We start from the raw sequence: 22,354 nt of genomic DNA, 5'->3' as shown, positions 1-22,354 counted from the left end.
AACCTAAGCCGATTGAATCCCTTTCTCCGGCTGCGTAGCCACCTTGGTATGGGTGATGCTGCGGCGGCCGTCGATGCTGACCGGCACATCCCCGTCAATCGTGACTCTGCGGACAACCCGGTGCTGATCTCCATAATCATTCACCGCGTAATGCTGGGTTGCCCGGTTATCCCAGACCACCACGTCCCCGGCGGACCAGCGCCAGCGCACCGTGTTCTCCAGCTTCGTAATGTGGGATTGGAGCAGCGAGATCAATTGGGCGGAGTCATTGGCAGAGAGCCCTTTGATCTTTTTCGCAAAATGGCCCAGCAGCAGCGACCGCTCCCCTGTCTCCGGGTGTACCCGGACTAGCGGATGCTCAGTCTCATACAAGGTAGAGACGAACACCTCCTTATGATGGCGGGCCGCCTCTTCGGATACGTGCTCCCGGTGTGCCGCATAATCATATTGATTCGTGTGAACCGCCCATAAATGGTCCACGAAATTCCGCAGCTCTTCCGGGAGATTCTCATAGGCCGCCACCGTGTTGGCCCACACCGTGTCTCCTCCTGCGGCTGGCACTACAACAGACCTCAGAATGGATGCTTGCGGATAGGCATCCACAAAACTCACGTCCGTATGCCAGGAATCCGCTCTCCCGCCATGTGAGGAGTCCAGCTCAAGCACATAATTAGTTCCGTCTTTGATCGGTACCGTCGGATGAGCCACCGGAGCGCCGAAAATTCCGGCAAGCGCTTCCTGCCCGGCATCGTCCAAGTGCTGCTGTCCACGGAAAAAGATCACCTTGTACTTTAGCAGCGCCTCCCGGATCGCTTGCACCGTATCCGTGTCCAGATCGGCACTTAAATGTATACCGCGGATCTCTGCACCAATTCTCCCGCCAACCGGATGAACCTCAATACCGACATTTACGCTTTCGTTAACCAAATGACTCATTCACCATTCCTCCTTATATTGGATCCTGATTAGGGTTGAAACCACTCATTAAGAAGTCGCCTGTGAAGCGGTATAGGTAAAAGCTGCCGGATGCTCGGGCCGTCTCAGCCCCAGGTGATCCCTCAGCGTTGTTCCCGAATACTCGGTGCGGAACAATCCGCGCCGCTGCAGCTCGGGCACAACCAGATCCACGAATTCCTCCAAGCCTCCTGGCAGATAAGGAGGCATAATATTGAATCCGTCTGCGGCCCCACCGCGGAACCATTCCTCCAATTGGTCCGCAATCTGGACCGGGGTGCCTTTGATCTCGCGGTGCCCCCGAGCTCCGGCTATCCGCTGGTACAGCTGGCGGATCGTCAGCTGCTCCCGCTCGGCCAGATCCTTCAGCAGCGTAAAGCGGGTCTTGCCGCCGTTAATCTCCGCCAGGTCAGGCAGGTCCGGCAGCGGCCCGTCAACCGGATATGGCGAAAGGTCCACACTGATAAGCTGGGACAGCAGGCTTACCCCTGCCTCCACAGGGATCAGCTGCTCCAGAAGCGCCTTCTTCTCCTCAGCCTCCGCTTCCGTTCTTCCGATAATCGGGAACACACCCGGCATGATCTTAAGGTCGTCCGGCGAGCGCCCGTATTTCGCCAGCCTTCCTTTCACATCGCTGTAGAAATGCTGGGCTTCCTCCAAGGTCTGCCAAGCGGTGAAGATCACCTCGGCTGTGCGGGCGGCAAGCTCCTTGCCGGGCTCCGATGAGCCGGCCTGGATAACAACCGGATATCCTTGAACCGGGCGGGCCACATTGAGCGGGCCTTTCACCGAGAACCACTCCCCTTTATGATGAAGGGGATGCAGCTTGCTCCGGTCAGCAAAAGCCGCGTTATCCTTATCGTACAAGAACGCGTCATCCTCCCAGCTGTCCCAGAGGCCTGTCACCACGTTCAGGAACTCTTCCGCCCGCTCATACCGGAGGGAGTGAAGCAGATGCGCCTCCTTGTTAAAGTTATGGGCTTCGTCCGGGTTCGCCGACGTTACCACATTCCAGGCTGCCCGTCCGCCACTCAAATGATCCAGGGAGGCGAACTTCCGGGCGACATGGTAAGGCTCGTTATAGGTGGTGGATACGGTTGCCGCCAGACCGACATGATCGGTGACCGCCGCGAGGGCGGACAACAGGGTGATCGGCTCAGGCCGCACCGTGACCGTCTGGGCGATGGCTTCGGGATATTTGTCCGAGACGGAATATCCGTCCGCAAGGAAAAGCATGTCGAACTTCCCCCGTTCCGCCGTCTGGGCCAGCCTCTTGTAGAACTTCAGGTTCAGAACCTCAGAGGCTTCCGCCCCGGGAAAGCGCCAGGCTGCCACATGATGACCCGGGGTCATCAGGAAGGCGCCCAGCTTGATCTTCCGCTGCTCACTCATCGATATATTCCTCCTTAAGATTCGCGTGTGAATTAATGTATTCCAATTAATTTACTTGGTTTTGGTGATGTAAGGTATACCCTCTGATCTGTGTACGACCTGTTCCCAGTACAGACCCTAACAAACAAGCAGTTCAACAGCTCAGTATCACAACAATCAAGCAACCGAACAACCAATTCATCTTTATCAGACTCACTCTATTTATCAGACCCTACGAATCCTCTGCTAAGCTCTACCGTATCCCTCCTTACCCTTCATTCACTCTGTGTCTGCTTCCAGGAAGTCAGACGCCTCTCCAAGGTAACCAGTGCATAATTAAGCAGGACACCAAAGATCGAGATGGTCAGAATTCCGGCATACATTTCAGAGATTTGGAAGCTGAACTGAGTGTACTGTACGAAATAGCCGAGGCCGGATTTCGCGCCGGCCATCTCCGCCGCAATCAGCACCAGAATGGAGGCGGCACCGGCCTGCCGGATGCCTACGAAAATCGTAGGTACCGACGCCGGCAAGACAACTTTCAGGAACAATCCCACCGAAGTCAGGCCCATGGAACGGGCAGACTTGATCAGCAGCGGATCCACATTACGGACCCCACTGATTGTATTCAGCAGCAGCGGGAAGACGCAGGCATAGAAAATAATTGCGATCTTCGAGGTCTCTCCAAGCCCAAGCAGCATAATAAAAACGGGAAGAAGTGCAAGTACGGCGGTATTGCGGAATAATTCGAGCAGCGGGTTCAAGTATTGTGCCGCCGTCTTCCACCAGCCGATAGCCAGCCCGAGCGGAATGCTAACAAGCAGAGCCAGCAGGAACCCTCCGAGAGATCGGGCCAGACTGACCTGAGTATGCTCCGCAAGCTCTCCTGAAAGAAGCAGCCTCCACCATGTCTTAAGAACCTCGGTAAGAGGAGGAAGAAACGTAGCGTTGGTCCAGCCAAGCCGCGGGGCCGCTTCCCACAGTGCCAGAAATGCGGCCAGTACGATAACCGCTTTAAAGACCCGGTGAATCCTTCCAAGTCCCCATCCCAACAGACTCCTTGCCCTGCCTGGCGAACTCCTCCTGCCGCCCTCAAGACGGACCAGCGCCTCTCCTGTACTTGGATTAGCCATTGAACCCTGCCCCCTTCATTGGTATTTTGGAGCCGGCTGCCTTCAGCCCACGGCTCTTCTCCTGCTCTTGTGCCCGCTGTACCTCATCCTTTAGCAAATCCCAGATTTGGTGTCTTACCCGCACAAAGTCCGGGTGGGCGCGCAGATCCTCCTCCGAGGTTCTCGACTCGAACGGAACCGTAATCACTTCCTTAATCCTTCCCGGACGGGAGGTCATGACCGCAACCCGCTGGCCCAGATATACCGCTTCTTCAATTCCGTGCGTGATGAACAGAATCGTCTTACCCGTAGCTTCCCAAATTCGCAGCAGTTCACTCTGCAGGGTCTCCCGGGTCTGGGCATCCAAGGCGGCAAAAGGCTCATCCATCAACAGCACATCCGGATCATACGCGAGGCTCCGGGCAATGGCGATCCGCTGCTTCATGCCGCCCGAGAGTTCATGCGGATACCGGTGCTCGAACCCGGCCAACCCGACCAGCTGGATGTATTCCAAGGCAAGCTTCCTCCTTTCCTTACGTGGAACCCCCTTGGCCTCAAGACCAAACTCCACATTCGCCAGAGCCGTCTTCCAGGGGAACAAGGCGTACTGCTGGAACACAATGCCCCGGTCAAGGTCAGGACCGGTAATCGGTCTTCCATCCAGAAGAACCTGCCCGCTGCTCGGCTTCGTCAGGCCTGCAACCAGATCCAGCAGGGTGGATTTGCCACAGCCGGATGGTCCTACAATCACCATAAACTCCCCAGTGTGGATGTCCAAATTAATATTCTGGAGTGCGGTAACCGGCTCCGAGCTGTCCCTGGATTGATCTGTATTCCGCCTGATCCGAAAAGATTTATTTACATCCTGTATGCTGATTTTTACGGGTAGGGCAGTGCTCGACATATCAAACCACTTCCTCTCATTTCACTGGTATTAATCAAACCTCTTCACAAGTTCTGCCTGTTTCACTTCCCGTTCGCATAGGGGTTGAACTCATTGGTATACAATTCCTTCGGATTCAGTTCCCCCTGCTTTAGCGTGCCTTCCTTCACCAGCCAATCGACCCAGGTGCTGAACTCCGCCTCTGAGATCGTTCCTCCCTTTCCCGCAACTCCTGTGCTCTTCCAGAACTTAATGGCGGTGGTGTCTTCCTTGCGGCCACGGCTGTTAATAATCTTCTCGTATCTGGCCACGACCTCATCGCGGGGTGTAGTCCGTGCCCACTCAATCGCTTGGGCTGTAGCTTCCACAAATTTGCGCGCTGCTTTCGGATTTTGCTGGATAAATTGCTTGGTCAGCACATAACTTCCGGCACTAAAGACACCGAACAAATCCTTATCTGTGAACAGCGGATGAATGCCTCCGCGCTCCAACGCTTTATCTCTCAAAATTCCGCCAAGGGTGGCCACATCAATTTGCTGGGCCCGCAGTGTCTGTTCTGAGGTGACCGGTGGAACAATAACCAGGGTCACTTGATTGATTTCCTCCTTCGTTAATCCCTGACGGTGCAAATATTCCTTGATCACGAACTCATGATGGGCCCCGAGCGTATTGACGGCGATCTTCTTGCCAATCAAATCTCTGGCCGTCTTAATCGGACTCCCGTCCAGCACGTAATAACCTGTCCATGTGTTGTCATCCACACCGTAATAAGCAATCACGGGCGTAATTGGGGCCTTGGCTGCAAGCAGCTTTACAATCGCTCCGTTAAAAGCGCCCCCGAAATCCGTATCCCCGGTAACAACTGACTGGATATCCTGAGGTCCACTGATCGTATTTCCGATGTACTTAAGTTTCAGCGGAGCCAGATAGCCCAAATCTTCAGCCAACTCGGGATAAGTAACTGCGCCCACGCTCCCTTGATACCGGAGCTCGGATACCTCGAGCCCGCCCTGTCCAGCGGCGCTTGCCGTGGTTGTCTTGCTTCCGCCGCATCCGGATATAACCAGTGTTGACACCAGCAGCAGGGCTGCGGCTGTGGTACCTGCAATTTTGGAAACAGCAATCATGAGCATGACCTCCATCTCAAATCAAATTTTCATTTTCCATACTGCCAGCTCGTTCAACCAATCAACCAAAGCGGAATGTGACAGGGAACAAAAAAAGACACATTCATCTCGGGGATGATCGTGTCTCCGGTGGTCCGGTCGATTAAATTAACAAATACCAATAAGATTACTAAGATTTAAAGGTGATATTACAGTCTCTCACCTATGTAGTCAATACCTTTTCTGGAAAAAATATTATTCGCCCTCTTTCTACATTTCCTGCCAAGCGAACCTGTAGCCTATGCCTGGCTCCGTCAGGATATATTTCGGCCTTGCCGGATCTTCCTCGATTTTCTTCCGCAAATGGCCAACATACACCCTCAGGTACTGGCTGTCGGACTCATACTGATGACCACCCCATACCTGCTTCAGCAGCTGCTTGTGGGTCATGACACGTCCCGCGTTAATGGCCAGGACTTTAAGCAGATCATATTCTGTCGGTGTCAGCTTCAGCTTCTCACCATGAAGCTCCACCAAGCGCTGGGACAGATCGATGACCAGTCCGCCCAGCCTTAACACAGGCTCATCCTGGGTCTTCGCGGTATGCCTGAGAGCGACCCGCATGCGGGCAAGCAGTTCACCCATCCCAAAGGGCTTGGTGACATAGTCGTCCGCCCCCAGGTCGAGCGCCTCCACCTTGTCCTGCTCCTGATCCAGCGCCGTAAGAATAATGATCGGCATCTGTGCCCACTCGCGGATCTGCCTAAGTACCTCCATCCCGGTAATATCAGGCAGTCCCAAATCCAGCACGATCAGATCTGGGCGGATCATCGTGGCCTGAACTACCCCTTCCTGTCCAGTCGCCGCCTCTGAAATATCATAACCGTGTGCGTTCAACGTCACTCTTAGCAGCTTGCGAATCTGGGGTTCATCATCAATGATTAGTATCTTCGCGCCTGATAGGCTCATATCTTCCCATCCTCTCCCTCTGCCATGTGGACCGGCAGAAGAATTACAATTTCGGTCCCTTGTCCAGTCCCACTTCGTGCGGTAATTCTTCCTCCATGTGCTTCCACAATGCTTTTGCAAATGGCAAGCCCAAGTCCTGTTCCAGGAATTGAGCTGGTTGCCTTCCCCCTGTAGAACTTCTCAAACACCATCTGAAGCTCGCCCGCCGGGATTCCTTTACCCTCGTCGCGCACCTTCAGCTCCAGCATTGCCCCGCTTCGGCCTGCCTCAATTAGAATCCGGCTGTTCTCCGGCGAATATTTCACCGCATTGCTGATCACATTGATCAGCACCTGCTCCATCAGCACTTCATCTAGTGGAACTGAAGGCAGATCCGGGTCAAAACGGACGTCCACCACCCGCTGCTGTAAGCTGTCCTTCAGCTGGGTAAGCGCAACGCCTACGATATCCTCCACCCCGCACCAATGCTTGTTCAAGCGCAGCATGCCGCTCTCGATCCGGACCATGCCCAGCAGGTTGCCGACCAGCCTGTTCATCCGGCCCGCCCCCTCACGTATCGTGACCAGCAGCTCCCTGCGATCTTCCGGGGTAAAGAGGGACTCGTGTTCCAGAAGACTGGTCACCGAACCGGTAACCGCCGCAAGCGGGGTCCGCAGCTCATGAGAGAGTGAATCGAGCATCGCCGTCCGCAGCTTCTCCGACTCCGCCGAGAGCTGGGCAACCTTGGCTTCACTGGCGAGCTTCACCCTAGAGATGGCCACGGCCACCAGGTCTGACAAAGCTTCTGCCGTCAGGATTAAACCCGGCATCTCGGCCAGCGGAATGTCCCCAACACTAATAACCAGGACACCGTGAACCTGACGGCCTGTATGCAGGGGGACATACAACTCCGAAGCTTCCCGTAGGGACTTGGTCCCCCGTCCTGCGATGGCATTATGCCGGTATACCCAGGCGGCCACCGACACATGGGCCTCATCTGCCGCCCATGCTTGCGCATCCATGGGATACACCTCCATGGACATCGGCTCTACTCTAGAGGGCAGCAGCACGGCGGCCTGCGCCTTCAGCATTTCCGAAATATGAGGCACAACCTCGGCCAGCAAAGCCTCCAGGTCCGACACAGCTGTAATCTTGCGGCTCAAGGCATACAGCGCGGCCGTGCTCGCTTCTCTCTGCCGGGCCTGAACTATTTGGCTTCTCAGCTTGGAGGCAAGCCCTGCTGTCAGTCCGGCTACGGACATGAATACTATAAATGAGATCAAATATCTTAGATCCGATACCGTAAAGCTGAATACCGGGGGCACGAAAAAGAAGTCAAAGGCGAGAATGCCTATCCCCGCAGTGAAGAATGCAGGTCCCCTTCCCCATCTCACGGCACTGTACAGCACAGGCACCAGATATAGAAGCACCGCATTAACCTGGTCAAAAAAATCCCTGGTGGCCCGAAGGCCAATCGTCATCAAAACAATAAACAGCACCGTAATCAAATACGGTTTCCATATGAATGATTCCGTCGTTTTCTGTTCCATATTCCTATTTTATCCGATTTCCGCAGGATTGCCACGTTCCCGAATCAGCTGTGATCAGCACGTCGATATTTCGGGTTAATGGCAGCAGCCTCCGGGTCACGGACAGGTCCTTCCCGAGAATAATCTGTGTGGCCCCGGCTGCCCTGGCCTGATCAGCGAACAAATAAGGAATCCGCTTGGCACTCTCCACCTCGTGAACAGAGAATTGGCCGCCCAGCCGGACCGTTAGCTTCTCCAGCTCGGTTAACCGGCTGCCCAAATCTTGTGCCTGTCTGTTTCGAAGAACACAGCTTACATGCCACTTGGCCTTCAGCCGATAAGCAATCCGGAACCCTCGGCGGATTAACCGCTCCGCCTGGCACTTCGCCGTCACACACACATAGATGACTTCGGTTCTCCGCCAAGGTCCCCGCAGTGAGTGATTCCGCTCCATGGACTCAAGCCTCTCATCCACATCATCTGCAATCTCGCGCAGAGCTAGCTCCCTGAGTGCGATCAAATTGCCTGTCTTGAAGAAGTGATTCAGAGCCTGGTCCACCTTGGCCATTGCATATATTTTCCCTTCCCGCATCCTCGTCTGGAGGGCTTCAGGTGACACATCAATCAACTGGACCTCGTCTGCAGCACGCAGGATGCTGTCGGGAACCGTCTCCCGGACCCGAATGCCTGTGATATGCTCCACCGCATCGTTCAGACTCTCCAAGTGCTGAACATTGACGGTCGCAATCACGGAAATCCCTGCATCCAGAATATCCAAAACATCCTCGTACCGCTTCTCGTTCCTGCTGCCGGGAACATTCGTATGGGCCAGCTCATCCACCAGCACCACCTCGGGGGCGAGACGGATAATCGCTTCTGTATCCATTTCCTCCAATCTGACATTCTGATAGAGGACTTCCTTGCGGGGAATCACCTCAAGACTTCCGAGTTGGGCGATCGTCTCCTCCCGGCCATGCGTCTCCAGCAGCCCGATTCGGACGTCCACTCCTTTTTTGAGCAGGTCATTCCCCTCCCGCAGCATCGTATAGGTCTTGCCTACCCCTGGGGCGGCACCGATATATACCTTGAATTTCCCGCGGGTAATCTGCCCGATCTTCTCCTCGACCTCCTGGCGGCTCAGCCTGCGATAAGCCGTAGGCTCTTTGCTTTTACGCAGGCTTGCCGGCAGAATCCTCTCCCCCTCCTGCAATGCCCGGTCAGCCACTACGAACACATCCAGATGGGAGGACTTCCGCAGCACCTCATCGACGATGGAGCCCTGCCACAAGGTCTGCCAGGGAGTCTGCCTGGAGTGGCCCAGCACCATCCGGGTCACCCGGTTCTTCATGGCATAATCGACCAGAGCCCTTGAGATACCGCGACGGGAGTGAAAAGGCAGCTCCTCGAACTGCCCCCCCACCTTATCCACCAGCTTCATAATAGATTTGCAGAAGGCCACGGCTTCCTTCGACAAGGGTTTGCGAAAATTGCGGAGGGTTACCACAAGCAGCTCTCCGTTCAACCGTTTAGCAATCTGCTGTCCTCGCCGCACATAGATAGAGCCGTTCCAGTGATATTGGGTGGAAACCAGGATACGCTCGGAAGCTCCTGAAGGCCCCGTAAAGCCCATCTTCTCCCGGTGGGCCTCCAAGGACTCGTTCACCCCTTCAGCCACAAGACGCAGGGCAAGCTCCCGAAGAACGCCCAAGTTGCCCCTCTTGAAAAGATTTGATGACAGGCTGCGGTCAAGGTGTCCGTCCTCAAGCCGTCCTAGAATGGTTTCAGGCGTGACGTCAATCAGTCTGACTTCATCGGCCAGCTCCAATGTATCAGCCGGCACATACTGGCTCACCTCAATGCCGGTCAGCTTCTGGGCCACCTCCATCGTCTCTTCCAGTTCATAGACATTGACCGTGGTGATCACGCTGATGTTATGGGACAAAAGGTACTTGATATCCTCGAGTCTGCTCGGATTCCGGGCTCCCGGCCGGTTCCGGTGGGCCAGATCATCAACCAGCACCACCTCAGGATTCCGCTCGATCAGCGCCTCGATATTAAGGTCCTTGCACTCCCTTCCATCCTTGGTCCAATGAATACTAGGGATTCGCTCCAGGTTCCCAAGCTGCTCCACGGTTTCCGGACGTTGTAGCGTGGATACCGCACAAATCACAACATCAATGCCCTGCTGTCTGAGCGCCTGACCTTCCCGCAGCATATGATAAGTCTTGCCAGACCCGCTTACCGCACCGATATAGATCTTAAAGCTTCCCCTGTGCAGCTTGGAAATAGACTGCAGAATCTCCTCCGGCGACTTTCTATGAAAACCCTCCATGCCGATCTCCCCTTCTTCTCCGCTTTGTCCGCATTCTCCGCCGTTCAATATTCCCTGTTCTTAGGAATTATGTACAACCGTTTGCTGCTCCATTACTCTACACTTCAGCATTTCTGCCTATGGCGTGCGGTGCTGTTCCGTTACTTCGCCCTGCCTCGACCTGTACAGCTCCAGTTACACACAGAAGCCACCCCCGGTATTCCGGGAGCGGCCGTCGTTTTATTTCATTTCACTGAGAAGCGCCTGGTTCAGCTCCAGCACATTCACCCGGGGTTCGCCAAACACACCGAGCTGTCGGCCCGTTGTATGGTCGTCGATCAGCCGGTTCAGCTGCTGTTCGCTGATTCCAGTCTCCTTGCTGACTCTCGGAATTTGCGCCTTGGCCCCTTCCGGGGACAGGTCCGGGTCAAGACCCGAGCCGGAGGCGGTCACCAGGTCCGCAGGCACGGACTGAAGTCCCGGATTCTCTTTGTAGAGGCTGGCTATCTTCTCTTTCATCTCCTTGGCATACTCGCTTGAGGCAACCGCCCGGTTCGAACCGGTTGAGGCCGCCGCATCATAATCCCCGGCGGACGGACGGGAATGGAACCATTTTGGCGAATCGAACTTCTGCCCAAGCAGCTCCGAGCCGATCACCTTGCCGCCGGATTCCACAAGACTGCCATTCGCCTTGTCATGAAAGACCGCTTGGGCAACACCTGTCGTAACAAGCGGATAAACCACTCCGCAGATCAGCATGAGCACCAAGGATAGCCGAATCGCTATAGTCACAGATTTAAGCATGTTATCTCCCCGTTTCTTGTCATCGCATCCATTTTTACACCAGATTCAATCCATGCAGCAGCATGTCAATCAGCTTGATACCTAGGAACGGCACCACAACCCCGCCGATGCCGTAGAGCAGAACATTACGCAGCAGCAGCTTATCAGCCGACACAGCCCGGTACTTCACACCCTTCATCGCTATAGGAATCAGCAGCGGAATGATAATGGCATTGAAGATCAGAGCGGAGAGAATCGCCGATTCCGGCGAGGCCAGCCCCATGATATTCAGCCCCTGCAGCTGGGGCATAGCCAGAATGAACATGGCCGGGATAATCGCAAAGTACTTGGCGATGTCATTGGAAATCGAGAACGTGGTCAGTGCCCCCCGGGTAATGAGCAGCTGTTTGCCTATGGAAATGACAGACAACAGCTTGGTTGGATCGGAATCCAGATCAATCATGTTGGCTGCCTCCTTGGCGGCCATAGTCCCCGAATTCATTGCCAGACCCACATCGGCCTGAGCCAGAGCCGGGGCATCATTCGTACCGTCTCCGGTCATCGCCACCAGCTTGCCCTCCTGCTGCTCCTTTTTGATAGCGGCGATCTTATCCTCCGGCTTCGCTTCGGCAATGAATTCATCCACTCCGGCCTCAAGGGCAATCGTAGCTGCAGTCAGCGGATTATCCCCGGTGCACATAACCGTCTTGATGCCCATAGCACGCAGCTCAGCGAACCGCTCCTTAAGTCCTGGCTTCACCGTATCCTTAAGGTAGATCACTCCATATACCCGGTCGTTTACCGCTACAGCCAGCGGGGTTCCTCCGGCTTTGGCTATGGTGTTTGTTATGGATTCCAAATCGGCAGGTGCTTTGCCGCCAAGAGAATGGACATGATGAACAATAGAATCAACCGCCCCTTTGCGAATCTTCGTCCCATCCGCAAGATTAAGCCCTGACATCCGGGTCTCTGCCGTAAATTCCACCACTTCGGCTCCTTCATAGGCAGGCTCTGGCCAATTCTCGCCAAGCCGGTGCGCCAATTCAACAATCGATCTGCCCTCTGGCGTTTCGTCCTTCACTGAGGCTTGAAGGGAAGCGAAGGTCACCTCTTTGCCGCTAACCCCGCTCACCGGTACGAATTCGGAGGCCATCCGGTTCCCGAACGTAATCGTTCCGGTCTTATCCAGAATCATCGTATCAATGTCGCCCGCCGCCTCCACCGCGCGGCCAGACATCGCCAGCACATTATATTGAGTCACCCGGTCCATCCCCGCAATCCCGATAGCAGACAACAAGCCGCCAATAGTCGTGGGAATCAGACAGACAAGCAGGGCAATCAAGGTCGAAATTTCAAGCTTTACGCCCAAATATTGAGCCATGGGAACCATCGTGACAATTACGATCAGGAAGATCAGGGTGAGCACGGCAAGCAGCGTGGTCAGCGCGATCTCATTTGGCGTTTTCTGCCGCTTGGCTCCCTCCACCAGCGCAATCATCCGGTCCATGAAAGACTCGCCGGGATCAGTCGTCACCTTTACAACAATGAAGTCGGAGGCAACCCGTGTCCCGCCGGTAACCGAGGAGAAGTCGCCTCCAGCTTCCTTGATCACAGGCGCGGATTCCCCGGTTATAGCCGACTCATCGATGGAGGCCAGGCCCTCAATAATCTCTCCGTCAGAAGGGATTACTTCCCCGGCCTCTACCCGGACCACATCGCCAATGCGAAGTTGGGTAGAGGAGACTTCCTTATAGGAGCCATCCTTCTGAACCACTCTGGCCATCGTATCCGACTTGGTCTTCCTCATGGAATCGGCCTGGGCCTTGCCCCGTCCTTCAGCAAGCGCTTCGGCGAAGTTGGCGAACAGCACAGTGAAGAGCAGGATCAGGAACACGGCAAGATTATAACCGCGCCCCACATCTGTCGCTCCGAACAAATCTGGCACAAGAGTCAGAATCAATGTGATCACAGTCCCGATCTCCACCACAAACATAACTGGATTCTTCATCATCACAAGTGGGTTCAATTTCTTAAATGCATCTATAACCGCCCGGTTCACGAGCTCTTTATTCAGCGTTGGTTTTCGTTCCACAACACGCCAGTCCTCCTTCTCTATTACACTTTCCGTTATAATGCGGCCATATGTTCAGCAATCGGTCCCAGCACAAGCGCCGGGAAGAAAGTAAGCGCCCCGATGACCACTATAATCATGATCAGAATCCCGGTGAACAGTGGCGTATTCGTCCGCAGCGTTCCCGAGGTCACCGGAACAACCCGTTTAACTGCCAGCGAACCTGCGATAGCGAGCATCACAATGATTGAAATATAACGGCCCGCAAGCATTACAAGTCCGATCGCCACATTATAGAAGACCGTGTTGGCACCAAGTCCGGCAAAAGCCGAGCCATTGTTGGCAGCTCCAGAAGCGAAGGCATACAGCACTTCCGACAAGCCGTGCATGCCCGGATTCGCTATGGAAGCCGTAGCACCCGGAAGAGCCAGGGCCAATGCGGTAGGGGCCAGGATAATTAACGGATGAATAAGGATGGCCACAGCGGCCAGCTTGACTTCGCGCCCCTCGATCTTTTTCCCCAGAAATTCCGGTGTCCGTCCCACCATAAGACCGCAGATAAATACCGATAGGATCAAGTACAGCAGTCCATTCAGCAGCCCTACCCCTTTGCCCCCGAAGACGTTATTCAGCATCATCTGGGCAAGCGGGACGAATCCGCCCAGCGGGGTCAGAGACTCGTGCATATTATTGACACTACCTGTCGTCGCCGCTGTAGTTACCGTAGTGAACAGGGCTGATTCCGAAGCACCCAGCCTGACTTCCTTGCCTTCCATATTTCCTTGAACCCCAACCGCCTGAACAGCAGGCACACCCCGGTATTCCGAATAGAGTACGGTAGCCAGCATAACCAGAAAAATAAGTCCCATGGCGGTGAATAAAGCCCAGCCCTGACGTTTGTCTTTAACCCACAGTCCGAACGCGTATACAAGTGCCGTTGGCAAAAGCATCATGCAGACCATATGCACCACGTTCGACAGCGGTGTCGGGTTCTCAAACGGATGAGCTGCGTTCGTACCGAACCAGCCGCCCCCATTCGTACCCAAATGCTTGATCGATTCAAAGCTGGCCACAAGGCCTCGCGTAATGGTCTGACCTACCCCATCCAGCGTCGTCGCATGCACCGCTCCAAGCAATGTTTGTGGAACCCCCTGCGCAACGAGGACTATAGCTACCACAAAACTCAAAGGAAGCAGAACCCGCGTAATCGTGCGGGTCAAATCAACATAGAAATTCCCCAAGTTGTCCTGCCGGCCAATCAATCCGCGGATAAAAGCCACCGCGATGGCAAATCCCGTGGCCGCTGAGGTGAACATCGGGAATGTGATAGCGATCATTTGTGACAAGTACGACAGCGTGTTCTCCCCGCTGTAGGCCTGCCAGTTCGTGTTCGTAATGAACGACACCGCCGTATTAAAAGCCAGGCCAGGCGGCACATTGTCCAGCCCGTCCGGATTGAGCGGCAAATATTTCTGAATGCGGAACACGATGTACATCAGAACCAGCATGACGAAGTTGACCAGCAGCACAGCTCCCGCGTATTTTTTCCAACCCATTGATTCCTGCTCGCGCACACCCATAATCCGGTAGATTACCCGCTCCACAGGGCCGAACACCTTACCCAGCCTGCTCTCCTCATTCCCGAACACCTTGACCAGATAAATGCCCATCGGCTTTACGAGAAGCAGAAAAATTATGACGATAATTCCAACCTGCAACAATCCCATCCCCATATCAGGTCTCTCTCCTTGCTCACATTAGTTCAACTTCAAGATCAAAATTTCTCAGGCTTGATCAGCACAAATCCGAGATACACCATAATGGCTAACGCAATCAGCCCCATTACGATCACAGCTGCTTCCCCCTTACGCTTTCTCACTTAATTTCACAATTCCCCAGAACCCCAGGAAGCTTAGTACAAGCAGTCCGAGCATCACCAGATCATTGTCCACAGCCAGCACCTCCCTGCCATGGACTCATTGTAGCGCCAAGCCGTATAAAAAAGCGGTTAAGAATCCCTGGCGTACCTGTAAAAAAAACATAAAAATTGGGCGAAATCCGGTCATTTCAGCAAGCCCGCAAGCAAAGAAACTGGAGTATAACAAACAAGAGACTGCCAGGCTGTATGCCCGATCAGTCTCTTGTTTTGAATTTGGACGAGGGTTATACATTCCTCTAATTTTCACAAAATTAGTTGGATAATAATACAAATTTATCCTATCCAAATGCTTGAAGAAGTGAAACTTTAGGATTAGAATAAGTACCTGTCAGGAGGAATTACAATTAATGGATTAAATAAATATTTAAGGCAATTACCGAAATAAAGGCGGCTTTAATTAGGTAAGTCCGTCTCTATAGATGTCCCTTTTTCCGGCAAGAGAGAGTGCCCGTTGGATTCCATGAAAGGAGGTGAACTAAGCAACACACGGAATCTGCAAGGCATCTTGGGCGTCATGTTCAATGGATATCCGAACATGCCCGTTCAAGCATTTCAAACCGAAAGAAGGGTGAATAATGCACGTAAAGCAAATTAAGAAAAAGGCCTTATTCGTATTGCTAAGCTTTCTTCTGATTCTCTCCTCCTGGACACTCACACTGGGAACCGGCACCGCCCGGGCCGAAGCCGGAGGCTCCTCAAGCTCCTCCTATAAGGTTGTTGGATATTACACCAACTGGGGCATCTACGATCCGAATTACCAAGTAGAGAATATCAATGCTTCGAAATTAACACATATCAATTACGCTTTTGCCGATCTGTGCTGGAACGGGCGACACGGCAACCCTTCCCCGGACCCCGGCAACCCTAACCCGAAAACATGGAACTGTACCGATAAAGGAGTTCCAACCCAGACCGGGTCAGTGCCTAACGGGGCAATCGTGCTCGGCGACCCTTGGGCGGATGTGAACAACAGTGACGGAGTGCCTCTCGAATGGGAGGAGTGTGAAAAAGGGAAATGCGGGAACTTCTACAAGCTTCAGCAGCTGAAGAAGTCCAATCCGAATCTCAAGACGCTGCTGTCCGTTGGCGGCTGGACTTGGTCCAACCGGTTCTCGGATGTCGCCGCAGACCCGGTAACCCGGACGAATTTTGCAAACTCCGCCGTAAATATCATTCGCACTTATGGTTTCGATGGCATTGATATTGACTGGGAATACCCGGTAAGCGACGGATTGCCGGATAACAGCCGCCGCCCGGAAGATAAACACAACTTCACACTGCTTCTTCAAGAGACCCGCGCCAAGCTCAACGCCGCTGGTGCCCAGGACGGCAAATCGTACCTGCTGACGATTGCAAGCCGTGCAAATGAATCCTATACCCAAACCACTGAAATCTCCACGATCGCCCAAATTCTTGACTGGATTAACATTATGACCTATGACTTCCACGGAGACTGGGAGCAGAGCACCAACCACAATGCCCCGCTCTATTCTGATCCAAGCGATCCAGATCCTAATAAGCTCAGTGCTGATTATGCCATCAATGCCTATGTGAACGCAGGAGTCCCAACTTCCAAGATTGTGCTCGGTGTCCCATTCTACGGCCGCGGCTGGAAGAACTGCGCGCCAGGACCAAACGGTGACGGCCAGTATCAGGCCTGCACCCCGGACTTTAACGGCAGCTATATCCCTAACGGAACCTGGGATACTTTCGAGACCGGCGCCTCCGGCATGTTCGATTATGGCGACCTCGCCGCGAACTATGTGGGCAAGAACGGGTTTGTAAGACACTGGAATGCAGCCGCCAAAGTTCCTTACCTCTATAACCCTACAAGCAAAATTTTTATCAGTTATGAAGATTCACAATCCTTGACAGCCAAAACCAGCTACATCAAAACCCGTGCGCTCGGGGGAGCTATGGTCTGGGAGCTCAGTGAGGATTGCCGGACAAGCCCGAAATATGCATGTACGGGACCGAAGCTGCTGGACCAGCTCGCCACTGAACTCGGATCATCTTCCATACCTGTCGATACTACTGCACCAACCATCCCATCCAATCTAATCTCACCGTCGCAATCATCGAACTCGATCACTCTGAAATGGGACCCATCCCAGGACAACGTAGGTGTCACCGGCTACGACATTTATCAAGGAAACACACGACTTACCCGCACTACAGGCACCACCTATACCGTAAACGGACTTACTCCGCAAACGTCTTATACTTTTACCGTTAAAGCCGCAGACGCCGCAGGCAACATATCGGCTGCCAGCACACCTCTTACCGTCTCTACCAAAGCTCCATCCGCAGATACGCAGGCGCCTTCAGCCCCGGCGAATCTGACATCTTCAAGCCATACGGATACAACCGTTGTTCTCCAGTGGTCCGCTTCCACGGATAATGTTGGGGTCACCGGTTATGACATTTACAAAGGCTCTGCGTTGGCAGGCTCGGTATCCGGCTCCACGCTTACCTATACCGCTACAGGCCTGACTGCCGCAACGGCTTATACCTTTACGGTCAAGGCCAAGGATGCCGCCGGGAATATATCCGCTGCCAGCAACGCGGTTACGGTTACAACTGATTCCTCAGGTCCAGTTACCGCACCTGCCTGGGCTCCTAATACAGCCTATGCGCTAAACGCCGAAGTCACTTACAACGGAGCTGTCTATAAATGCCGATTGGCTCACACTTCCTTAACGGGCTGGGAGCCGCCGAATGTGCCTGCACTCTGGAGCAAGAAATAAAAGATCTAAGGATACAGGGAATCTAAGGGATCTAAGAGACTTAAGAACTTGGAATTAAACAATGTGATTTATATTAAGGGGGCAAATCCATGCGCGGAAGCAGGTTATGGAAGACGGCTCTATTCACACTGCTCAGCTTTTTAATTTCCTTCTCTCCGATCCTCCAAGGGGAGACTAGCGGCACTGCCGCAGCTGCCCCGGCTAACAGCAATTACAAAATCGTTGGCTACTTCCCTTCCTGGGGAATCTACGGCCGGAGCTACAACGTGTCTGACATCGATGTATCCAAGGTCACACATATCAACTATGCTTTCGCGGATATTTGCTGGAATGGCAAGCACGGGAATCCGTCCACCGATCCGTCGAATCCGAACAAACAAACTTGGCCGTGCACCCAAAGCGGAATTCCTCTCCAGTCAGGCAATGTGCCGAACGGCAGCATTGTACTTGGTGATCCCGACGCCGATGCGCTCCGTCCTACTCCAGGTGGACCGACAACGGGCTGCTGGGCCGACGCGGCCTGCGGGAATTTCGGAGCCCTCCGCGCCTTGAAGGCCAAGAACCCGCAGCTCAAGACGATTCTGTCGGTTGGCGGCTGGACCTGGTCTAACCGATTCTCGGATACAGCAGCGACCGATCAGACCCGGAGAACTTTTGCCAAATCGGCCGTGGATGCATTAAGAGCCTACGGATTCGATGGCGTCGATCTTGACTGGGAATATCCGAATGTCGAAGCCATTCCTGGCAACAGCTACAGCCCAGCGGATAAAGAGAATTACACCCTGCTCCTTCAGGAAGTCCGCAATCAACTGGATGCCGCCGGCGAACAGGATGGGAAGCGATATCTTCTTACCATCGCTTCAGGGGCCAGCCAGAGATTCGTGGACAACACCGAGCTGGCCAAGATTGCCCATATTCTCGACTGGATTAATATCATGACGTATGATTTCCACGGCGGATCTTTTGAAGATACAACCAGCCACAATACCGGCCTCTATGGAGACCTGAGGGACCCTTACCTCAGCTCCAACTTCACAGTAGACGGTGCGATTCAGGCATATCAAAAAGCCGGAGTGCCTCTGAACAAAATTGTGCTCGGCCTGGAATTCATGGCGCGGAGCTGGAAGAACTGTCCGCCTGGGCCGAATAATGACGGACAATTCCAGACCTGCGCAGCGGACCCAAGCTCAACCTACAAATGGTCTCCCGTAGGAACCTGGGATGACCAGAACTCTGGCAACACGGGTGTGTTCGATTACGGAGATATTGCAGCCAATTATGTGAACAAGAACGGATACACCCGTTATTGGAACGATACGGCCAAGGTGCCGTACCTGTACAATCCGAGCACCAAAATCTTCATTTCATATGACGATGTGGAATCCATCGGTTACAAGACGGCTTACATCAAGAACAAATATCTGGGCGGAGCGATGTTCTGGGAATTCAGCTCAGACTGCCGGATCAGTCCGAAATTCAGCTGCACCGGACCGAAACTGCTCGATAAAGTGGTCAGCGATCTGAGCACAGGAACTCTCCCGGCAGACACCACCGCACCAACCGCACCAGGGAATTTGACCTCGCCAAACCACACAGACAAGAAGGTCACCTTGAGCTGGACCGCATCCACAGACAATGTCGGGGTGATGTCCTATGAGGTATACCAAGGCAATACTCTGGTCAAAACGGTGGATGGAGCAACCACAACCGCGCTCGTTAAAGGACTAACCGGCAGCACCTCCTACACCTTCACCGTTAAAGCCAAGGATGCTGCGGGCAATACATCACCCGCCAGCAATGCCTTGACTGTGGTGACTGCCCCACCGATCGTGGATCATGAGCCGCCAACCGTGCCTGCAAACTTAACTGCTGCGGCCAAGACGAAGACCTCCGTCACTTTGACCTGGAGCGCCTCTACGGATAATGACGACATCGGCAGTTATGACATCTACCAGAACGGAGATCTGGTCAAGTCCACCCAGGATACCAAAGAGACGATCACAGGATTAACGGCGGGAACCACCTACAGCTTCTATGTAAAAGCGAAGGACCTGTCGGGCAACGCCTCAGCGGCCAGTCCGAGCATCAGTGTAACCACCCAGGCCGACCCGAATTATCCGGTCTGGCAGCCAAATACGGCTTATACCTCCGGTTCCTATGTGACTTATAATGGCAACCTGTACAAATGCATCTATGCCCATACTTCACTGACCGGCTGGGAGCCTTCTTCCTCGCCGACCTTGTGGCAGCTTCAAGCCGCACCTCCTGCAGACACCCAGCCACCTTCGGCACCAACCGGTCTGACTGCTGCAGCACAGGGTGCGGGATCGGTGAAGCTTACCTGGACTGCGGCCAGCGACAATCTTGGCGTCACCGGCTATGATGTCTACCAGGGCAGCGCCCTGATCGGCAGCGCGGCCGCTACGACTTACACGGTGAACGGGCTTGCGGCCGGAACGGCCTATGCCTTCACCGTGAAGGCCAAGGATGCCGCGGGCAACGTATCCGCGGCGAGCAATGCGGCCACGATAACCCTGCCCGCGTATGACACCACTGCGCCCTCTGCGCCGGCAGGCTTGACCGCGACAGCCAAGACATCCACCTCAGTCACCTTGAAGTGGTCGGCTTCCACCGACAATATCGGAGTCACCGGCTATGAGGTGTACAGCGGAAGCACGCTGGCCACCTCCGTGAACGGAACCACGCTCACGGCTACGGCAACCGGCCTGACACCAAGCACGGCGTACGCCTTCATCGTGAAAGCCAAGGATGCCGCGGGCAATGTATCCGCAGCCAGCAATGAAGCCGCCGTGACGACGGACGCTCCGTCTTCGGATACAACGCCGCCTACAGCGCCAACAGGTTTGGCCGCTGCGGCCAAAACGCAGACGAGTGTAACCCTAACCTGGTCGGCTTCCACCGACAATACCGGGGTCACCGGATATGACGTGTATCAGGGAAGCACGCCCGTCACTTCGGTAAACAGCAGCACACTTACCGCTGTGGTGAATGGGCTTACCGCAAACACCGCGTATACTTTCACAGTGGTGGCGAAGGATGCGGCCGGCAACGCTTCACCGGCAAGCAGTCCTTTGACGGTAACGACTGACCCTGCCGCTCCCGCCGCTCCGGCATGGGTGGCCAACAAGGCTTATGTGAAAGACGACCTGGTTGCTTATTCCGGCAAGGTGTACAAATGCACACAGCCGCACACCTCGCTTCCAGGATGGGAACCGCCGAACGTCCCGGCCTTATGGAGCCTTCAACCTTAAAGCCATAAGCCCTTAGCTGCCGCTGATCGACAAGAACAAAATTCCCAAATTCGCCGCTTCCCCGGAGACGTCCTCCAATCTGCCATGGTTTGGCCAGCAGATGTCAGAACAAACAGCTGTTTGCTTGCCTGGCCCAGGTCAACAACTGGTTGTAAAACCTACAATTTCGCCATTCGTTAACATAAAATGAACATGCAAAAAGGGTACCCGACAGGCTCTAGTCAGTCGGATACCCTTCTGTTTGTTTAACGTTGCACATGCGCTCTCCATATTAGCTCAAGTTAACCTGCCGGGCTCTTTTTCGGACAGATTCCCCTTTGATGAGTGTGACATAGATGCGCTCATGCTCCACTTCCTCGCCGGATAAAATCTTGATCAGCTGCTCTGCCGCCAGCGTCCCCCATTTGCGTTTGGAGTAGTTAATGGTCGCCAGGCGCGGCTGCATGTAGTTCGTCAGCTCAATATTATCAAAACCGATCAAATGCACATGCTCCCCGATCCGGTAATCGGTCTCCGCTAGCCGGTTGCAAAAGCCGATGGCCATTTCATCATTGAGACAAAACACGGCCGCCGGGCCGGTATACTCCACGATGACCTGTTCGGCAGCGCGTTCCCCCCCACTTTTTTTGAAATTGCCGGGGATCTCGATCCATTCCACATCTTCCGTGCGGTCCGCAACCATTTTGACCGCCTTCATGCGCTGTATGGAGTCAAATGAGTCATCAGGTCCCGTCACGATGTAAATCTTCTTATGGCCTTGCTCAACCAAAAATTCAGTGGCCAGCGTAGCCCCTGCCTTATTATCCAGCAGCACCTGATTGATGTTGGGATGCTCCAGTTCCCGGTCGAGCACGACGATTTTGTGGTTCCGCTCAGCATATTTGAGCAGCTCGGCGCTCGTAAAGGCATGATCCAGAATAATGGCCCCGTCGATCATCCGCTCCGGAAGCATCCGATGGGACTGCTTGCCGCTGCATACGATCAGGTCGTAGCCCTGGGCGTTACAGACTTCCTTCATTCCGTCGAGCAGGTCCCCATACACGTCCCCCTTAAAATCCGTCAGAAATACCCCGATGATGCGGGACTCCCGCTTCTTCAGCGATCTCGCAGCCGCGTTCGGCACATAGTTCAGCTCCTTGGCGATCGCCAAAATTCTCGAGCGGGTCTCATCCGTCACCTTGCTGCTGCCGTTAAGGGCATATGATACCGTCGATATGGAAACCCCGGCTTTTTTAGAAATATCTTTAATACTAACCAATGTTCCTCTCTCCCCCGTATCAAACCATTCCTATATAAAATGAACTTATGAAAGTTACCCTAATCGGGGC

The 22,354-nt window shown here is 54.1% G+C and carries 15 protein-coding genes; 2 read left to right on the top strand and 13 right to left on the bottom strand.

Annotated elements, in window-relative coordinates; translation table 11 throughout:
* Nucleotides 1-3 precede the first annotated feature (3 nt).
* The 12 genes from KJS63_RS06640 to KJS63_RS06585 all read right to left on the bottom strand — a co-directional run bounded on the left by KJS63_RS06640 (nucleotide 4) and on the right by KJS63_RS06585 (nucleotide 14,947).
* A complete protein-coding gene (locus KJS63_RS06640; RefSeq protein WP_213618449.1) occupies nucleotides 4-936 on the bottom strand; it encodes a TauD/TfdA dioxygenase family protein in 933 nt (310 codons plus the stop codon).
* A 48-nt stretch (nucleotides 937-984) separates the two neighbouring features.
* Nucleotides 985-2,346: an LLM class flavin-dependent oxidoreductase gene (locus tag KJS63_RS06635; protein WP_213618448.1), complete on the bottom strand. Its 1,362-nt coding sequence runs from the start codon at nucleotides 2,344-2,346 to the stop codon at nucleotides 985-987.
* Between the two features lie 254 nt (nucleotides 2,347-2,600).
* Nucleotides 2,601-3,458 (bottom strand): ABC transporter permease, encoded by an 858-nt coding sequence (locus KJS63_RS06630; protein WP_213618447.1) that lies wholly within the window; start codon nucleotides 3,456-3,458, stop codon nucleotides 2,601-2,603.
* Nucleotides 3,451-4,341, bottom strand: coding sequence for an ABC transporter ATP-binding protein (locus tag KJS63_RS06625; protein WP_213618446.1), 891 nt, complete (start codon nucleotides 4,339-4,341; stop codon nucleotides 3,451-3,453). Before KJS63_RS06625 ends, KJS63_RS06630 begins: the two co-directional genes overlap by 8 nt.
* A gap of 62 nt (nucleotides 4,342-4,403) precedes the next feature.
* Complete coding sequence (locus tag KJS63_RS06620; RefSeq protein WP_374706260.1) at nucleotides 4,404-5,453, bottom strand: ABC transporter substrate-binding protein; 1,050 nt, start codon at nucleotides 5,451-5,453, stop codon at nucleotides 4,404-4,406.
* A gap of 243 nt (nucleotides 5,454-5,696) precedes the next feature.
* Nucleotides 5,697-6,395 (bottom strand): response regulator, encoded by a 699-nt coding sequence (locus KJS63_RS06615; RefSeq protein ID WP_068619831.1) that lies wholly within the window; start codon nucleotides 6,393-6,395, stop codon nucleotides 5,697-5,699.
* Nucleotides 6,392-7,924 (bottom strand): ATP-binding protein, encoded by a 1,533-nt coding sequence (locus KJS63_RS06610; RefSeq protein WP_213618444.1) that lies wholly within the window; start codon nucleotides 7,922-7,924, stop codon nucleotides 6,392-6,394. The genes KJS63_RS06615 and KJS63_RS06610 overlap by 4 nt, the downstream gene beginning before the upstream one ends.
* A gap of 4 nt (nucleotides 7,925-7,928) precedes the next feature.
* The gene (locus KJS63_RS06605) at nucleotides 7,929-10,235 is read right to left on the bottom strand and encodes a histidine kinase (RefSeq protein WP_213618443.1); all 2,307 of its coding nucleotides are present in this window, start codon (nucleotides 10,233-10,235) and stop codon (nucleotides 7,929-7,931) included.
* A 219-nt stretch (nucleotides 10,236-10,454) separates the two neighbouring features.
* Entirely contained in the window at nucleotides 10,455-11,018 is a 564-nt protein-coding gene (kdpC, locus tag KJS63_RS06600; protein WP_213618442.1) for a potassium-transporting ATPase subunit KdpC, read from the bottom strand.
* Between the two features lie 34 nt (nucleotides 11,019-11,052).
* A complete protein-coding gene (gene kdpB, locus KJS63_RS06595; protein ID WP_068619835.1) occupies nucleotides 11,053-13,089 on the bottom strand; it encodes a potassium-transporting ATPase subunit KdpB in 2,037 nt (678 codons plus the stop codon).
* A gap of 35 nt (nucleotides 13,090-13,124) precedes the next feature.
* Complete coding sequence (gene kdpA / locus KJS63_RS06590) at nucleotides 13,125-14,795, bottom strand: potassium-transporting ATPase subunit KdpA (protein ID WP_213618921.1); 1,671 nt, start codon at nucleotides 14,793-14,795, stop codon at nucleotides 13,125-13,127.
* A gap of 47 nt (nucleotides 14,796-14,842) precedes the next feature.
* Nucleotides 14,843-14,947 carry a potassium-transporting ATPase subunit F gene (locus KJS63_RS06585; protein ID WP_213618441.1) on the bottom strand — a complete coding sequence of 35 codons (105 nt, stop codon included), beginning with the start codon at nucleotides 14,945-14,947 and terminating at the stop codon, nucleotides 14,843-14,845.
* 635 nt (nucleotides 14,948-15,582) lie between these two features.
* On the opposite strand from KJS63_RS06585, the gene KJS63_RS06580 reads away from it, so the two are divergent.
* Both KJS63_RS06580 and KJS63_RS06575 read left to right on the top strand, forming a co-directional pair.
* Nucleotides 15,583-17,754: a glycosyl hydrolase family 18 protein gene (locus KJS63_RS06580; RefSeq protein ID WP_213618440.1), complete on the top strand. Its 2,172-nt coding sequence runs from the start codon at nucleotides 15,583-15,585 to the stop codon at nucleotides 17,752-17,754.
* Nucleotides 17,755-17,843: 89 nt separating this feature from the next.
* The gene (locus KJS63_RS06575; RefSeq protein WP_213618439.1) at nucleotides 17,844-21,026 is read left to right on the top strand and encodes a glycosyl hydrolase family 18 protein; all 3,183 of its coding nucleotides are present in this window, start codon (nucleotides 17,844-17,846) and stop codon (nucleotides 21,024-21,026) included.
* A gap of 271 nt (nucleotides 21,027-21,297) precedes the next feature.
* On the opposite strand, the gene KJS63_RS06570 is transcribed toward KJS63_RS06575, so the two are convergent.
* Entirely contained in the window at nucleotides 21,298-22,284 is a 987-nt protein-coding gene (locus KJS63_RS06570; protein WP_213618438.1) for a LacI family DNA-binding transcriptional regulator, read from the bottom strand.
* Nucleotides 22,285-22,354: the final 70 nt, after the last annotated feature.

Origin of the sequence: Paenibacillus sp. J22TS3, from assembly GCF_018403205.1 — a bacterium.
GTDB lineage: Bacteria > Bacillota > Bacilli > Paenibacillales > Paenibacillaceae > Fontibacillus > Fontibacillus tuaregi.
Note: the sequence above shows the minus strand (reverse complement) of the source record. Positions and strands in the feature narration are given on the sequence as shown.

Bases quoted from the DNA above. Each gene is read 5' to 3' on its own strand.
- KJS63_RS06635 (WP_213618448.1), bottom strand. From the start codon at position 2,346: ATGAGTGAGCAGCGGAAGATCAAGCTGGGCGCCTTCCTGATGACCCCG.
- KJS63_RS06575 (WP_213618439.1), top strand. From the start codon at position 17,844: ATGCGCGGAAGCAGGTTATGGAAGACGGCTCTATTCACACTGCTCAGC.
- KJS63_RS06620 (WP_374706260.1), bottom strand. From the start codon at position 5,453: ATGCTCATGATTGCTGTTTCCAAAATTGCAGGTACCACAGCCGCAGCC.
- KJS63_RS06610 (WP_213618444.1), bottom strand. From the start codon at position 7,924: ATGGAACAGAAAACGACGGAATCATTCATATGGAAACCGTATTTGATT.
- KJS63_RS06625 (WP_213618446.1), bottom strand. From the start codon at position 4,341: ATGTCGAGCACTGCCCTACCCGTAAAAATCAGCATACAGGATGTAAAT.
- kdpC (WP_213618442.1), bottom strand. From the start codon at position 11,018: ATGCTTAAATCTGTGACTATAGCGATTCGGCTATCCTTGGTGCTCATG.
- KJS63_RS06605 (WP_213618443.1), bottom strand. From the start codon at position 10,235: ATGGAGGGTTTTCATAGAAAGTCGCCGGAGGAGATTCTGCAGTCTATT.
- KJS63_RS06630 (WP_213618447.1), bottom strand. From the start codon at position 3,458: ATGGCTAATCCAAGTACAGGAGAGGCGCTGGTCCGTCTTGAGGGCGGC.
- KJS63_RS06640 (WP_213618449.1), bottom strand. From the start codon at position 936: ATGAGTCATTTGGTTAACGAAAGCGTAAATGTCGGTATTGAGGTTCAT.
- KJS63_RS06615 (WP_068619831.1), bottom strand. From the start codon at position 6,395: ATGAGCCTATCAGGCGCGAAGATACTAATCATTGATGATGAACCCCAG.
- KJS63_RS06580 (WP_213618440.1), top strand. From the start codon at position 15,583: ATGCACGTAAAGCAAATTAAGAAAAAGGCCTTATTCGTATTGCTAAGC.
- kdpA (WP_213618921.1), bottom strand. From the start codon at position 14,795: ATGGGATTGTTGCAGGTTGGAATTATCGTCATAATTTTTCTGCTTCTC.